This window comes from Pontibacter populi, assembly GCF_040278685.1.
In the GTDB taxonomy this organism is placed as follows: Bacteria; Bacteroidota; Bacteroidia; order Cytophagales; family Hymenobacteraceae; genus Pontibacter; species Pontibacter populi.
This window is the reverse complement of record NZ_JBEOKT010000004.1, coordinates 133,168-147,448: the sequence shown is the minus strand read 5'-3', so window position 1 is coordinate 147,448 and position 14,281 is coordinate 133,168. Positions and strand designations below refer to the sequence as shown.

Annotated in this window: 10 protein-coding genes; 4 read left to right on the top strand and 6 right to left on the bottom strand. The window is 47.1% G+C overall.

Features of this window, described 5'->3' with window-relative positions:
* Positions 1-8 precede the first annotated feature (8 nt).
* The 4 genes from ABS362_RS05630 (at position 9) to ABS362_RS05615 (ending at position 7,536) form a co-directional block, all read left to right on the top strand.
* The gene (locus ABS362_RS05630) at positions 9-1,313 is read left to right on the top strand and encodes a M20/M25/M40 family metallo-hydrolase (RefSeq protein ID WP_350411371.1); all 1,305 of its coding nucleotides are present in this window, start codon (positions 9-11) and stop codon (positions 1,311-1,313) included.
* A gap of 290 nt (positions 1,314-1,603) precedes the next feature.
* Complete coding sequence (locus ABS362_RS05625; protein ID WP_350411370.1) at positions 1,604-3,052, top strand: hypothetical protein; 1,449 nt, start codon at positions 1,604-1,606, stop codon at positions 3,050-3,052.
* Between the two features lie 104 nt (positions 3,053-3,156).
* Entirely contained in the window at positions 3,157-6,456 is a 3,300-nt protein-coding gene (locus ABS362_RS05620; protein WP_350411369.1) for an amidohydrolase family protein, read from the top strand.
* Between the two features lie 222 nt (positions 6,457-6,678).
* Positions 6,679-7,536 carry a DUF4846 domain-containing protein gene (locus ABS362_RS05615; RefSeq protein WP_350411368.1) on the top strand — a complete coding sequence of 286 codons (858 nt, stop codon included), beginning with the start codon at positions 6,679-6,681 and terminating at the stop codon, positions 7,534-7,536.
* Between the two features lie 137 nt (positions 7,537-7,673).
* On the opposite strand, the gene ABS362_RS05610 is transcribed toward ABS362_RS05615, so the two are convergent.
* The 6 genes from ABS362_RS05610 to ABS362_RS05585 form a co-directional block, all read right to left on the bottom strand.
* On the bottom strand, positions 7,674-8,855 hold the full coding sequence (locus ABS362_RS05610) for a serine hydrolase domain-containing protein (RefSeq protein WP_350411367.1): 1,182 nt from the start codon (positions 8,853-8,855) through the stop codon (positions 7,674-7,676).
* 97 nt (positions 8,856-8,952) lie between these two features.
* Positions 8,953-9,693, bottom strand: a complete 741-nt coding sequence (locus tag ABS362_RS05605) for a metallophosphoesterase family protein (protein ID WP_350411365.1) — start codon at positions 9,691-9,693, stop codon at positions 8,953-8,955.
* A gap of 4 nt (positions 9,694-9,697) precedes the next feature.
* Positions 9,698-10,492 carry a nucleotidyltransferase gene (locus tag ABS362_RS05600; protein WP_350411364.1) on the bottom strand — a complete coding sequence of 265 codons (795 nt, stop codon included), beginning with the start codon at positions 10,490-10,492 and terminating at the stop codon, positions 9,698-9,700.
* A gap of 817 nt (positions 10,493-11,309) precedes the next feature.
* Entirely contained in the window at positions 11,310-12,104 is a 795-nt protein-coding gene (locus ABS362_RS05595) for a tellurite resistance TerB family protein (protein ID WP_350411363.1), read from the bottom strand.
* Positions 12,105-12,244: 140 nt separating this feature from the next.
* Positions 12,245-12,958 (bottom strand): pirin family protein, encoded by a 714-nt coding sequence (locus tag ABS362_RS05590; RefSeq protein ID WP_350411362.1) that lies wholly within the window; start codon positions 12,956-12,958, stop codon positions 12,245-12,247.
* A 17-nt stretch (positions 12,959-12,975) separates the two neighbouring features.
* Entirely contained in the window at positions 12,976-13,554 is a 579-nt protein-coding gene (locus ABS362_RS05585; RefSeq protein ID WP_350411361.1) for a nitroreductase family protein, read from the bottom strand.
* Positions 13,555-14,281 lie beyond the last annotated feature (727 nt).

Below are 14,281 nucleotides of genomic sequence, written 5' to 3'. Positions count from 1 at the left end.
CCTTTTCTATGAAGAAAAATCTGTTTCTGGCACCTGTAGTACTGCTGTGTTTGTCGGGTGGTGCACTGGCACAAAACCTGAAACCAATAACCCAGGAAAAAGCTACCCGCCTGGTTAAAACCCTGAGCGCCGACGACATGCAGGGCCGTGCTTCTTTTACGCCCGGCGGAGAAAAAGCGGCAGACTTTATCGCTTCGGAGTTTAAAAAATCGAACCTGAAGCCACTACCCGGTTCCGACAGTTTTAAGCAAACTTTTACGGTGTACCGGGTAACGCCACAGGAACTGGAAGTAAAACTTGAAGGTGAAAAAGTAAAAGCTGAAAACGTATTTGCCAGCACCAACTATAAAGAACTGGAATGGGAAGCCGACACCGACGAACGCAGAATTATACCCATTACTGAAAGCGAGAACCCACGCGATGCTATGATGCATGTGTACCGGATGCAGGAAGATGCCATTGTACTGGTGCACCCAAAACATGCCGAAACCTTTGCCAGCTATAAGCGCTACCTTACGCGCGGCGGCATTGTGCAGGAAACCGGAAAAGGAGCCAGCAAAGTATTTATTCTGACGGATAAGGCAGCTTTGCAGAACTATGATATTGAGATCGGGAACAAGATAGAAGAGCTTCAACTGACCAATGTGGCAGGCATGATAGAAGGTAAGCGTAAAGATGAGTTCGTTGTTTTCTCGGGCCATTACGACCATATTGGCACACACAAACCGATAGACGGCGATACCATAGCCAATGGCGCTGACGACGATGCATCCGGGGTAACTGCCATGATGTTGCTGGCCGATTTTTATAAGAAACAACGCAAGCCGGAGCGCACCATACTTTTTGTAGCTTTTGCTGCTGAAGAGATCGGCGGCTATGGCTCCAGGCACTTTTCAGAGCAGTTCAACCCGGATCAGATCGTGGCCATGTTCAACATCGAAATGGTTGGCAAACCGTCTCAATTCGGACCGAACAGCGCGTACCTGACAGGCTTTGAAAAATCGAACCTTGGTGAACTGATTCAAAAACGACTGCAAGGTACAGCTTATAGTATTCACCCGGATCCGTACCCTAAGCAGAACCTTTTCTACCGCTCCGATAATGCTACTCTGGCCCGTTTAGGCGTTCCGGCACATACCATTTCATCCGTACAGATAGACAAAGACGAAACCTACCACACAGTGAATGATGAGTTCGAAATGCTGGACATGGCTCACCTGACCAGCATGATAAAAGGCATAGCACTTGGCTCTTACGACATCGTTTTCGGCAAGCAAACCCCAACCAGGGTGGACAAAGCTCAGGTACAGTAAGGAACTAAGATTTTTTAAACTTTTAAGATTCGAAGGATTTTAGGATTAGGCTAAACCAGGATAAAGAGATTTTTCTGGATTGATTTCACAAGAGAGATGCAAGACTGTTTTGCATCTCTTTTTTTTCGGGCTTATAATTAACAGTCATTCAATCATTTAAAGATGTATTAAAACTATAGTTCAACCGCATCAGCCTGATCCTGTCATCCATCAAATCTTAAAAATCTTAGTTCTTTTTATAGATAGCTATCGTACAGATACATAGGAGAAGAATTTTTGAAGCAGGCAGCATGGTGAAACGGATACTCTTACTCGTCATACTCCTCTACACATTTCCTTTACTGGCGCAAGAACCAACTATAAAATGGGGGCCGGCTATACAGCACGACGCCCGCAACCTGAACCAGTTGCAGGTGTTAGGCATAGGTCCGGGCAATTCGCTTTACACCGTTTACACCGAAAACAACCTGCTCACCTTAGAGCGCTACGACCAGCAGTACCAACGCACCTGGGCTGTTGCTATTGCCCCGCTTAGCCCCGACGGGAAACGTGCCGACACCGAAGCACTCGTTTTACTAAATAACCAGGTCTATCTCATCTCATCGGTAACTGAAAAATATAGAAAGATAATCTATGCCCAGCAGATAGATGCGAATGGCAATTACATGCCAACAATACACGAACTGGCTACTACCCTTGCCCAAACTATAGTTCATACCAAAGCAAAAGGCCCGCGGCTGCTACTGGTGTTGCAGCAGCAAACAGAGCCACAGCAAACTATAGTTGCATCGTACTACGGTTCGTTTAAATCTCAGTGGTCCGTAACGCTACCTATAAAAGGTGAAATAACCGAAATGCACCTGGAAGATAATGGCACAACTTTTATACTTTCAAAACTGCCGGCAACTAACTCCCCGGAGTCAGCTTTTTACCTGTATCGTTTCGGGGGGCGTAATGGACGTACTTCGGTTCAGGCAATTGGCAGCACGGCTCAGCGACCGTTACAAGCTAAAATGGCCGCCACAAACGGCGACCTTGTTATTGCTGGTGTAACAACACCGGCTCCGTTTGTCGCTAGTCTTTTCCCAGAACCAACCGGCACCTTTTATTACCGCTTTCCGAAAGGCCGTTTCCGTAATTACCAGCTCCGTTACGACCCCATCGACAGTCTTTTTCTGCACAACTATAAAGCTTATAAACCAGATGGTGACCATAGCCAACGGTTGCGCCGAATGCAGTTACAGCACCTGCTTCCGCTTACCAACAACAAAATGGTGCTTCTCGGCGAAGTGTACGCCATTGATAACAACAGGCCTATTCCGACTCACCACACCGACGACATTTTAGTAGTGGCTTTTGATGAAAACGGACGTGCCATTTATACAACCAGTGCCAATAAACACCAGTCAGGTTCGGTCAGACAAGTGCGGCTTGGGTCCTATATTGCTACCACAGTGCAGGACTCCGTAAAGTTGCTCTACCTGGATTTTGAATACAACTATAACGAGCAGAACGAGATCATAATGGCTAGTCCGAGAGCCGTATTAAAAGAGCCCGTAATTGTAACTATAGCACCACCCAATGGCAAGTCAACTGTTAAACCATTACGCAATACCCACACCGGGCGGCACCAGCAGTTCTACCTTATACCTACATCGGCTTACAAAATTAACAGGAGCGAGTTTATAGTAATCGGTTCGGGCATCCGTTACTATAGAATTGGCAGACTAAGGTTCTGAACTATAATTCTATAGTTACCTAAATCAACTCTGTACATCCATTCCCATTTCCGGGCATAATTCTTATCTTTGGGTAACAACTAACCAATCAATTTCACCCTACCATGAATAAACGTACTTATCTGAGTATGTTTCTGGCAGCGGCGCTTGCTTTGCCTGTAAGCACCACCCTGGCCCAGGACAAAAAAGATGACAAAAAGTGGACTGTGGATGCTGCCCACAGCACCGAAAAAGAAATTACCGTAACAACCGACGAAGGAACCTGGATGAGCCTGGATGTAAGTCCGGACGGCAAGGAGATCGTGTTCGACATGCTCGGCGATATCTATAGCATGCCGATTTCAGGTGGGAAAGCTAAGTTGCTACGCACTGGCCGACCTTACGAAGTACAACCACGCTTCAGCCCGGATGGCAAGTTCATTTCCTTTACTTCGGATGCAGGTGGCGGCGACAATATCTGGATCATGAAGCGCGATGGTTCTGATGCTAAACAGATCACTACCGAGAGCTTCCGACTACTGAATAATGCTGTCTGGACACCGGATGGCCAGTATTTGATTGCGCGTAAACACTTTACCAACACCCGCTCGCTGGGTGCAGGCGAAATGTGGATGTACCACAGAAGTGGTGGTGCAGGCGTGCAGCTGACCAAGCGCAAAAACGACCAGCAGGATGCCGGTGAGCCTTTTGTTTCGCCAAACGGTAAGTATGTTTATTATTCTGAAGACATGAGCGGCGGCTCTACCTTTGAATACAACAAAGACCCGAACGGACAGATCTATGTTATCCGCAGAGTAGATCGTAACACAGGTGAGATTGAAAATATAGTTACCGGTAACGGTGGCTCGGTTCGCCCGACTATTTCCCGAGATGGCAAGCATATTGCGTTTGTGCGTCGTGTGCGTACCAAGTCGGTGCTGTTTGTACAGGACCTGAAAACCGGCGAGCAATGGCCGCTAACCGATAACCTGAGCAAAGACCAGCAGGAATCCTGGGCGATCTTTGGCGTATATCCTTCTTTCTCCTGGACGCCTGATAACAAAAGCATCGTTTACTGGGCCAACGGTAAGATCAACAAGATTGATGTAGCCAACCAGAAAGTAACCAATATTCCTTTCGAGGCTACTTCCACGCATTACATCGCTGATGCCGTTCGCCACGATTTCAGCAAGAACGGTGGGGTTTCTCCAAAAGAGTTTGCAGCCAAAGCTATCCGCCATGCGGTAACTTCTCCGGATGGTAAGATTTTGGTATTCAACGCTGCCGGCCATATCTACAAGAAAGAACTACCGAACGGAAAGCCGGAGCGCATTACCAAAGGTGCTGATTTCGAGTTCTATCCAGCCTTCTCACCAGATGGTAAGCACATTGTTTACTCCACCTGGAACGACGATAACTATAGTGCTTTGATGAAGCTGGACATTCACAAGAAGAACGCTAAACCAACTAAGCTTACATCTGAGAAAGGTTTTTATACTAACGCATCGTTCTCGCCAAACGGTAAGTTTATAGTATACAACAAAGAAGGCGGCAATAACCACATGGGTTACGCGCACGGCAACGAGCGTGGTATCTACTACATGACGGCCGAAGGCAAGAACCCGACATTCGTGCAGAAAAGCGGTTCTTCGCCGCAGTTCAATGCTACATCTGACCGTATTTTCTTTACAGGTTACGAAGGTGGTAAATCTGCTTTTAAGAGCGTAGACCTGAACGGAAAAGAAGAGCAGACACACTATACATCCAAGTATACCGACCAGTTCTACCCAAGCCCGGACAACAAATGGCTGGCATTTGTGGAGTTGTTCAATGGCTATGTGGTACCGTTCACTGCCAATGGTACAGGCATGGAGCTGAGCGCTGAGACCAAAGCTGTTCCGGTAGCCCGCTTTACACGCGATGCCGGTACCAGCATCCACTGGTCAGGCGACAGCAAGAAAGTGAACTGGGTATTAGGTGATGAGTATTTCTCTAACGACATTAAGAACCGTTTCGCTTTTGTAGAAGGTGCTCCGGATAAACTTCCTGCTATCGACACTACTGGTACGAAGATCGGCCTGGTGCTGAAAACTGATACCCCGGAAGGTAAAGTAGCTTTCACGAATGCGCGCATCATTACCATGAAAGGCGACGAAGTGATTGAAGGCGGAACTATAGTGGTAGAAGGAAACCGTATAGTTGCTGTTGGAAAAGGAATAGCTGTACCTAAAGATGCTAAAGTGATAGACGCAGCCGGTAAAACGATTATGCCTGGTTTGGTTGATGTGCATGCACACTTAGGCACTTTCCGTAACGGCATGAGCCCGCAGAAGCAGTGGTCTTACTACACAAACCTGGCCTACGGCGTAACTACCACGCACGACCCGTCATCCACTACTGAAATGGTGTTCAGCCAATCTGAAGCTGTAAAAGCTGGTGCGATGGTTGGTCCGCGTATTTACTCTACCGGAACTATACTTTACGGTGCCGATGGCAACTTTAAAGCCGTGATCAACAGCCTGGATGATGCCCGTTCGCACCTGCGCCGTATTAAAGCAGTGGGTGGTTTCTCGGTGAAGAGTTACAACCAGCCACGCCGCGAGCAGCGCCAGCAGGTAATTCAGGCGGCTCGCGAACTTGACATGACCGTGGTACCGGAAGGTGGTTCTACGTTCTTCCATAACATGAGCATGATCCTGGATGGCCACTCTGGTATTGAGCACAATATACCAGTTGCACCGCTTTATAAAGATGTGGTGGATGTATGGAAAGCTTCTGAAACCGGTTACACGCCTACCCTGATCGTGAACTATGGAGGTAACTCCGGTGAGTACTACTGGTACCAGAAAACCAACGCCTGGGATAAAGAGCGCCTCCTGAAATTTACGCCACGTTCTGTCATAGATGGCCGCTCGCGTCGTGTTACCTTGGTGCCTGACGAAGAGTATGACAACGGCCATATTCTGACGTCAGAGGCAACTACAAAACTGGCGCAGTCGGGTGTAAAAGTAAACCTGGGTGCCCATGGACAGTTGCAGGGCTTAGGCGCGCACTGGGAACTATGGATGCTGCAGCAAGGCGGAATGACCAACCTGGAAGCGCTTCGTGCTGCTACCCTGAACGGTGCTGAGTACATTGGCATGGGCAAAGAGATCGGCTCATTAGAAGCTGGCAAACTAGCTGACCTGATCGTGTTAGACCAGAACCCGCTGGAGAACATCCAGAACACCGAGCATGTGAAGTACACAATGGTGAATGGCCGCCTGTACGATGCCGCAACGATGGCTGAGATAGGCAACTATAACACCAAGCCGGGCAAGTTCTGGTGGGAAAACAGCCGCACCGCCACCGCATTCGACTGGCACGAAGGCACTGATACTCGCTTCGAAGGTATTGCCGGTGAGCATTGCACTTGCCGTCACTAAGAGGCTTAAATTTTGAACCATAAAAAGCGGCTGCCCCATACGGAGTAGCCGCTTTTGTTTTAACAGACCTCGTGGCGTTTTTATGACCCGCGAGCGTCTGATGCTACGAAGCAACAGCCTATCTTAAACCAGACGCTCGCAGGAGCTCCGTACACTGCGAGGTCTTTAAAAATCGTTGCTATATAGATGATTAAATATTATCTTCCTTAAAAGGATCTACCTATGAAGCGCTACCTTACTCCTGTACTTCTGTTACTACTCACTTCCTGCAACTCCAATGCGGAACAGGTGAAGGAAAAGCCTTCCGAAACTATAGCTGAGATAGAAGTAAAGGTTAATCCCGAAGGTAAGACTATAGCAGAGAGATTTCCTGCCCCAACAGGCTTTTCAAGAGTTAAAACTGCTAATAATTCTTTTGCGGCTTATCTACAGAACTTCAAACTGAAGCCCCATGGCGCAGATGTACATTACTATAATGGCAAAGTAAAGCCTAACGACGATGTGTATGATGCAGTGCTGGATATTGATGTCGGCAACTATGACCTGCAGCAATGCGCTGATGCCGTGATGCGATTACGTGCTGAATACTTTTTTGAGCAAAAACGCTACAACGACATTCACTTTAACTTTACCAACGGCTTTACCGCAAACTATAGCAAATGGCAGCAAGGCTACAAAATAAACGTGAAAGGCAATGAAGTAAACTGGGTGAAGAAAGCAGCGCCAGCTACAAACTATAGTTCGTTCCGTGATTACCTGAAAATTGTTTTTACCTACGCAGGCACGCTCTCCCTGGAAAAAGAAATGAAGCCTGTGACTTTAGCTGAAATACAAATTGGTGATGTGTTTATTAAAGGCGGAAGCCCCGGTCATGCGGTTATAGTTGTAGACATGGCAGTTAATGCGCACAGCGGTGAAAAGCTCTTCTTATTAGCACAAAGCTACATGCCCGCCCAGGAAATACAGATCCTGAAAAACCCGATGAACCCGGAATTAAGTCCCTGGTACAGCACCACTTTTACAGGCCCGCTCTATACCCCGGAATGGACTTTTCAGAAAAGTCAGTTGAAGCGGTTTTGATTATACTATAGCGCGAGTAAACTGAGAATATGAAACTTTTAGATTAAGCTACTTAAAGGCAGTCTGTCCCCTTGAGGGGACAGACTCCTATTTGCTAAGATTATGTTCCCTAGCTATAGTCTATCAACAACCAGCCCCTATCCCTTCACCGCTGCCAGCACCCGCTTAATTAACTCATTCGGATTACCGTTGTGCCAGCGCCAGACTATAACGATGTCGTGTTCCGGGTCTACCCACACGGTATTCTGGCCGGCACCCAGGGCTGCGTAACTGGTAGTGGGAGCATCGGGCCAGGCTTTGCCTTCGGTATTCAGCCACCATAAATAACCGTAGTCAGGGCCGACAGCGCCACGTGATGTTGTCGCTTCTTTTACCCACTTCTCCGATATCAGTTGCTTGTCTTTCCAGCGGCCGTTGCGCAGAAACAGGTAACCGAAACGTGCTTCGTCGCGTGTGTTTATCCAGAGGCCGCCGCCCCAGCGTGTGCCGCCACTTACCGATGGCATCTGCCTGCCTTTTATCTCAACTATAGAATTGCGGTAAGGCACCCACTTCCATGTTTCAGACGCATCAATCGGGTCCATTATTTCATCTTCCAGCACTTCTGGCAATGGTTTCTCCCACAAGCGCAACAACGACAAGGCAAAACGGTTGATACGTGTATCATTATACTCATAGTATGAGCCCGGCTCTTGTAACTCGCGTGGTTTGCGCTCTCCACGTCCAAAGGCTTCCTTACCTATAAAATCATCTTTCTTGCCCCACATTTCGCCTTGCCACTCGCTGGTCTGGCGGGCGTGGTGCTCCCAGGTTACTTTACTGTTATGTTCCGAATCATAGCCACCATCCTTTACATACTTGCCCACAGGGTCGTTTATACTTTGGACCATCCCTCTATCTATAGTTAAGCCAAGTATAGTTGACAGGAAACTTTTAGCCACACTATAAGTCGGATCAACGGCTTTTGTATCGCCCCACTCCGCTACAATGTACCCGTCTTTTATGATGATACCGTTTGTGTTAGCCCGAGTCGCTGGCAAAGGCCCCAGCGGCTCTCCGAAGATCTCTCTTTGTGTAGAAAAGTCTTTTTCGATCTGGGTAGTTTCCTGTGTTTTAGCCCACTCCACTGCCTGCTGTAACAAGGCCGCATCCATTCCCACTTCGGCTGGTTTCTTTTCCTGCCAGTTATTGTCTTTGCCGGGGTAGTAAACTTTCGTTGCTGCTGATTCAGCACTGTTTGTAGTGGCAGGTGTTTGCCTTTCGGTGCACGATACAAGTGCAAGTATAAAAAGCAGGTAGAGGTGGTTTCTGAATTTCATGAGTGTAGAGGTAATGTCTGCTAAAAATAACGACAAGTATGATGAAAGCAAAAGCGGCCACCTGTTTTGCAAGTGGCCGCTCTCTTTATTTTATAGTTTATACTTCCAGCACAAAGTATGGCATAGGCTTTTCAAGTTTCTGCAGCAGTGGTTTTGCTACGTTAAACACTTTCACGCCTTTAGCGGTTGCCCCTTCCAAGGTACCTACGTGTGCATGCCCATGAAAGGCTGCCAACACTTGCCGTCGCTCCAACGGCTCAGCTAACCTCGACGACCCCAGGAAAGGATAAATTGCTTCGGGTTCGCCTTCTATAGTTGCTGCAATTGGCGCATAATGCAGAACGGCAATTTTCTCTACTTCCGGGTGTTCTGTTTCCAGTCGCGAGAGGGCTCCGTCCAATTTCAGCGATTCATCAACCGCTTCCTGTACAAATTGCTTCATCATAGGCTCTCCAAACATAGCCAGCATAGACCGGTTAAAGCCACCGCCAAAACCTTTTACCCCGGCAAAGCCAACTCCCTCCAGCACCACCATATCGCCATCCAGCATATTTACGCCGGTTTGCGCCAGTACTTTCCTGATCTCGTCCTGCTCATCGTGGTCGTAATCATGGTTACCCAGCACAGCCACCACAGGTATAGAACAAGCTCGCAACTCTTCTGCCAGAATCTCGGCTTCGCTGGCACGGCCGTGGTCGGTCAGGTCGCCGCAAATCAACAGTACATCTGCATCTGCCGATGCCCCCTTAAAAAACTCCACCCATTTGCCTTTGTCCGTATCGCGCACGTGTATATCACCTATCGCCGCAACGCGTGTTTTCTTCTTTTTTTTATCCATCAGCCTAAATGGTTTTTATAGTTACCACTTTGTACTCCCATTCCGTAATGTCGGTTTTGTATTGGGTCTGGTCGATGATCGGGCCACGGCACACTTTCTCCAACGAAGCCGGCAGTTCATACTGGTGTTGCGCTCGTTGCATCAATTCATCAAATAACCAGCGCGGGATAATGTCGCGGTCGGCGGGATACACGAACTGGAAGTTGATGATCTGGCTGAAAAGCAGCTGCCAATGCTGATCCATTCGCTGGAAAAGTCGTTTCCAGTCGAGCTTTTTGCCATAACGTAAAAACAGGTGATTTACATCTGCTCCGTCGTAACGTTCGCGGTTTTGCACATATATCTTACACCAGATCAGCTCTTCCGGCGCTAGGAATTTCACCGGTATCCCAAATACTTTCCCTTTTACAGCATGTTCGTACCACGAGTCATCTACAGTACAAATATTATTCACAGTATCAAAAATGATATCTATGTAATAGCCATTCTGGAACACTTTAGCCAGCCAGCGCGCATCGGTAATTTCGGTTTGGTAGCCTTTATCGTTCAGGTATTTCAGGTGGTACTGGTATTCGCTCGGCTTACAGAAAATATCCAGGTCTTTCATGTCGCGCACAATGCCGGTATACTCAAACATGGCATAGCCGCCACCAAGCAAGTAAGGTGTAGGGCTATCTTTCAGGAGCGTAAGGGTCTGCTTATAAAAGTCGTTGGCAATTTCCTGCTGTGTTTGCGGGGTAGCAGCTGCAGGCACTTTTTTACCGTTCAGAACAACTTTCTCTTCTATTATTTTCTTCATAAAGGTCTGATACTAAAATAGGTCTTGTTGTATTATTTGGGTCTCGCAATTGAAAGGAGGCACAACAAGGGAGTAGATTATTTACTTATTTCGGAAAGAATAGTTGTTGATAACTAAGAGATTAGCACCTGAAAATGGTGCAAACGACAACAGTTACTTTTTAAACTACAAGTAAATGCTGTTATGGTACAATGGAGTTTTCGGTTAGATTCTGGATTTGCCGGATTTTGGGTTTTAGAAAATGTAGTGCAACTTGAATGTGTGGATTTGCTTTGTTTTCACAATTATATCAGATTCGTTTATAGTTTCGCCGTTGTCATCCCGAGCGCTAGACGAAAAATCTTAATTGTTCTATAGTTGAAGAATTTACCCCTTCCCAACCTTCCCCTAAGAACAGTGGAAGGAGCCTAGCTACCGTTCTATAGTTGAAGTTGTTTGTAACGTAAAATATTACGTCTCTACAATCTACTTTTGTAGGGCTAGGTCGCGACCTGTCCGTGGATAGACTGTAACTACAGGAATATAAAGCAAACTATAACTATAGCAGAAATTCCCCTCTTGGGAGGGGCAGGGGTGGGTTAAATGTACCAGATCTCTCACGCTGTTCGAGATGACAAAGTAAAAGGCAGAAAAGCTCCCCGCCTGGACTACCGAGAAGCGATTTCGAAGGTAGAGAGCGTAGCTCTGAGGGGTTGGGGGTGGGTTGGATAACCCGAACTATAAAATCAGAAGTCAGCTTACCATCAAAAGCAAAAAGGAGACGACCTATCAACATCATCTCCCTTTTCTATAAATCAGTAAATACTGATCATAAAAACTACCAACCAGAAGTTCTGCGTTTGCCACCTCCTAAAATGCCGCCCAGTAAACCACCAAGTCCGCCGGAGTTCATGTTGCCGTAGCCTTTACGCCCGTTCAGGCCGCCGAGTATGGATATGATAGAGCCGAGTCCGCCACCCCGACGCATTCCGCCCATTCCACCTCCACCCATGGCGCCCCCTAATAAACCTCCCAGCAAGCCTCCGCCCATGCCGCCCATCATACCACGTCCACGACGACGCATCATACTGGATAGTACAATCGGAGCCAATATGCCTAGCATACCAGTTACCATACCCGGAGAGATGCCTGCGTTCTTAAACATATCTCCAAAACCACTTTTACTCATATAAGCTTGTGAGGTAGGGTCTTCTCCATGCTGTTTTGCTTCGTCGGCTTTATCTACAAACTGGTCTAAAATGCTGTACTGTTTATGATCTATGCCCAGGTAATCGGCCACTTCCTGAATGCGTTGCTGTTCGTCTTGTGTGTATTGGCCATCGGCTTTGGCAAAACTGATGATATCGGTTACAAAAGAGAAACGGAGCTGGCTTGTTTTAAGCACATCCAGGCATTTCTCCAGGTTTATTTTATCAGGATTTTTGGCAATTAAGGCTACCTCCTGCTGTACATTCTGTGGTAATTCGGCAGCTTCGGCCATCATCTGTAAAAAGCTGAGTTCTTCGTCGGTTGTTTTACCATCGGCGGAAGCCATAATAGCAAGTGCCCCGAAATAGGCTCCTTTTTCCTGCTGTGAGTAATCTTTAAGTAATGTAGTTTGTTCCTGCTCCATAGCTATTTTGTGTGTGTGGTTCTGTAATAACGGCTGCTATAGTGGGCAGGTTTATATAAACTATAGGGTGGCACACGTACTCAAAAAAAATCCCCGGCTATAGGATAACCGGGGATTCCACTTTTAGCCAAAGGTATTTATTAGTTCAGGGGTACTTCCATCAGCAGCAATTCGGCATCTGAAGTAGCTTTTATAGTTATAGTTTCTATATCCGAAATGCCCATACCATCACGTTTGACCAGCTTTTCGCCGTCTATTTCTACTTCTCCTTCCAGCACAAAAGCATACACGCCATGGCCTGTTTTATGCAGTTTATAATCTTCCGAAAAGCCAGCTTTTAACGTACCAAGCGTAAACCAGGCATCCTGGTTAATCCAGATACTTGCTGCATCCTTTTCCGGCGATACAACTGTCTGTAGTTTGTTCTGCCGGTCAGCTGGGTTAAAGGTTTTCTGCTCATACCGTGGGGTTATGTTCCGCTCTTTCGGGAAAATCCAGATCTGCAGAAAATTTACCTGGTCAGTTTTAGAGTTATTGAACTCAGAGTGCGTTAAACCCCTTCCTGCCGACATGATCTGTACATCGTTGGTCTGGATTACCTTTTTGTTTCCGGTGCTGTCCTGGTGCGCCAGTTCTCCTGATAATGGTATCGATACGATCTCCATATTATCGTGCGGGTGCGCGCCAAAGCCCATGCCCGGTGCAACAATATCATCGTTCAGCACACGCAGTAACCCAAAGTTCATGCGTTCGGGGTTGTGGTAACCGGCAAAACTAAAAGTATGGTGCGAGTCGAGCCAGCCATGGTTAGCTCGGCCTCTCGTGTTCGCTTTATGAATTATTTTTCTGCTCATCGTTTAGCTGGGTTTAATTAATTCCAGGTGCCGTTAAAAACTATTTCCTGTAGCGGCTTGCGGCTACGGGGGGCAGTTTCGCGTTCTTTCAGGGGTTCCGGTAACTGATCGGCATCGCCCTGATAACCCAACGCAATTACACTTACTGGTTCATATCCTTCCGGAATGCCTAACACTTCTCGTGCTTTGCCGACACTGAATCCCCCCATTACATGCAGGTTAAGGCCAAGCTCCGTAGCCTGTAGTGCCAGGTTTGCAGTTGCTAAACCGGTGTCGTGCCAGGCATGAGGGTTATGACTATCAAAGTTGCTGTAGCTGGTTTTTGCCACGCTCAGTATCAATACTGGCGCTTCCTGTGCCCAAACCTGGTTTGCTTCTACTAATGTGCTCAGTAATTTTTCGTAAGCTTCCGGGTTATCTTTGGTAGCGAACACAAAACGCCATGGTTGCTCGTTCATGGCAGATGCTGCCCAACGTGCGGCTTCAAACAAAGCTTCCAGTTTTTCCTCCTCTACCGGTTTGCTGTCAAACGCTCTCGGACTCCAACGCTGTTTTATCAGTTCGTTTATCTCGATCTTATTATCTGTATTCGTCATCTTAAATGTTTTCGGTGTTGCTCTTTTATCCAGAGTACAAAGATACAAATTATTTAATGTATATACATTTAATGTACAGACAAAGTTTATTTTTATGAAAGTATTTTTTAAGTGGATGGGATTCGGGGAAATTAGGTAGTTGAGGTTGGGTCGGGTTTAGGGTATGGTTTTATAGTTAGCGTTATCCAACCACCCCCAACCCCTCAGAGCTACGCTCGCTACCTTCGAAATCTCTACTCGGTAGTCCAAGGCGGGGAGCTTTATGTCTTTCCTCTTCATTTTGTCATCTCGAACAGCGTGAGAGATCTGGTACAGTTTAACATCCCCCTTCGCCCCCTTCAAAGGGGGACTTTCTGCTGTTGCTATAGTTAGCATTATTGTTCTATAGTTACAGCCAGTCGAGCGGACAGGTCGCGACCTGTCCCTACAGAAATACAACCACGATAAAACTCGAAGCTTACCGATTCAAACTATAGTTAGGCGGTTGCTATGCGAAAGATCACAGTTTTTCTGTGAGGCGCCTTGTAGATTTCTGGTGCCGCAGGCATTTCGAGGTACGAGAAAAGGAAATGTACACAGCGCTGAACAGGAAAACGGGGCCGCTCGGCCCGAGAGCACCAAAGCTGGCTTGAAACTATAGATAATTAGAGCTCCCAGGAATAGAAGTGGTTTGAAACTATAGCTCGGTTCAAGTTGGAAAGAATATCAACTATAGGACACATAAGAT

Excerpts from the sequence above, each read along its gene's own strand:
- ABS362_RS05630 (WP_350411371.1), top strand. The coding sequence starts at position 9 with ATGAAGAAAAATCTGTTTCTGGCACCTGTAGTACTGCTGTGTTTGTCG.
- ABS362_RS05625 (WP_350411370.1), top strand. The coding sequence starts at position 1,604 with ATGGTGAAACGGATACTCTTACTCGTCATACTCCTCTACACATTTCCT.
- ABS362_RS05620 (WP_350411369.1), top strand. The coding sequence starts at position 3,157 with ATGAATAAACGTACTTATCTGAGTATGTTTCTGGCAGCGGCGCTTGCT.
- ABS362_RS05615 (WP_350411368.1), top strand. The coding sequence starts at position 6,679 with ATGAAGCGCTACCTTACTCCTGTACTTCTGTTACTACTCACTTCCTGC.
- ABS362_RS05610 (WP_350411367.1), bottom strand. The coding sequence starts at position 8,855 with ATGAAATTCAGAAACCACCTCTACCTGCTTTTTATACTTGCACTTGTA.
- ABS362_RS05605 (WP_350411365.1), bottom strand. The coding sequence starts at position 9,693 with ATGGATAAAAAAAAGAAGAAAACACGCGTTGCGGCGATAGGTGATATA.
- ABS362_RS05600 (WP_350411364.1), bottom strand. The coding sequence starts at position 10,492 with ATGAAGAAAATAATAGAAGAGAAAGTTGTTCTGAACGGTAAAAAAGTG.
- ABS362_RS05595 (WP_350411363.1), bottom strand. The coding sequence starts at position 12,104 with ATGGAGCAGGAACAAACTACATTACTTAAAGATTACTCACAGCAGGAA.
- ABS362_RS05590 (WP_350411362.1), bottom strand. The coding sequence starts at position 12,958 with ATGAGCAGAAAAATAATTCATAAAGCGAACACGAGAGGCCGAGCTAAC.
- ABS362_RS05585 (WP_350411361.1), bottom strand. The coding sequence starts at position 13,554 with ATGACGAATACAGATAATAAGATCGAGATAAACGAACTGATAAAACAG.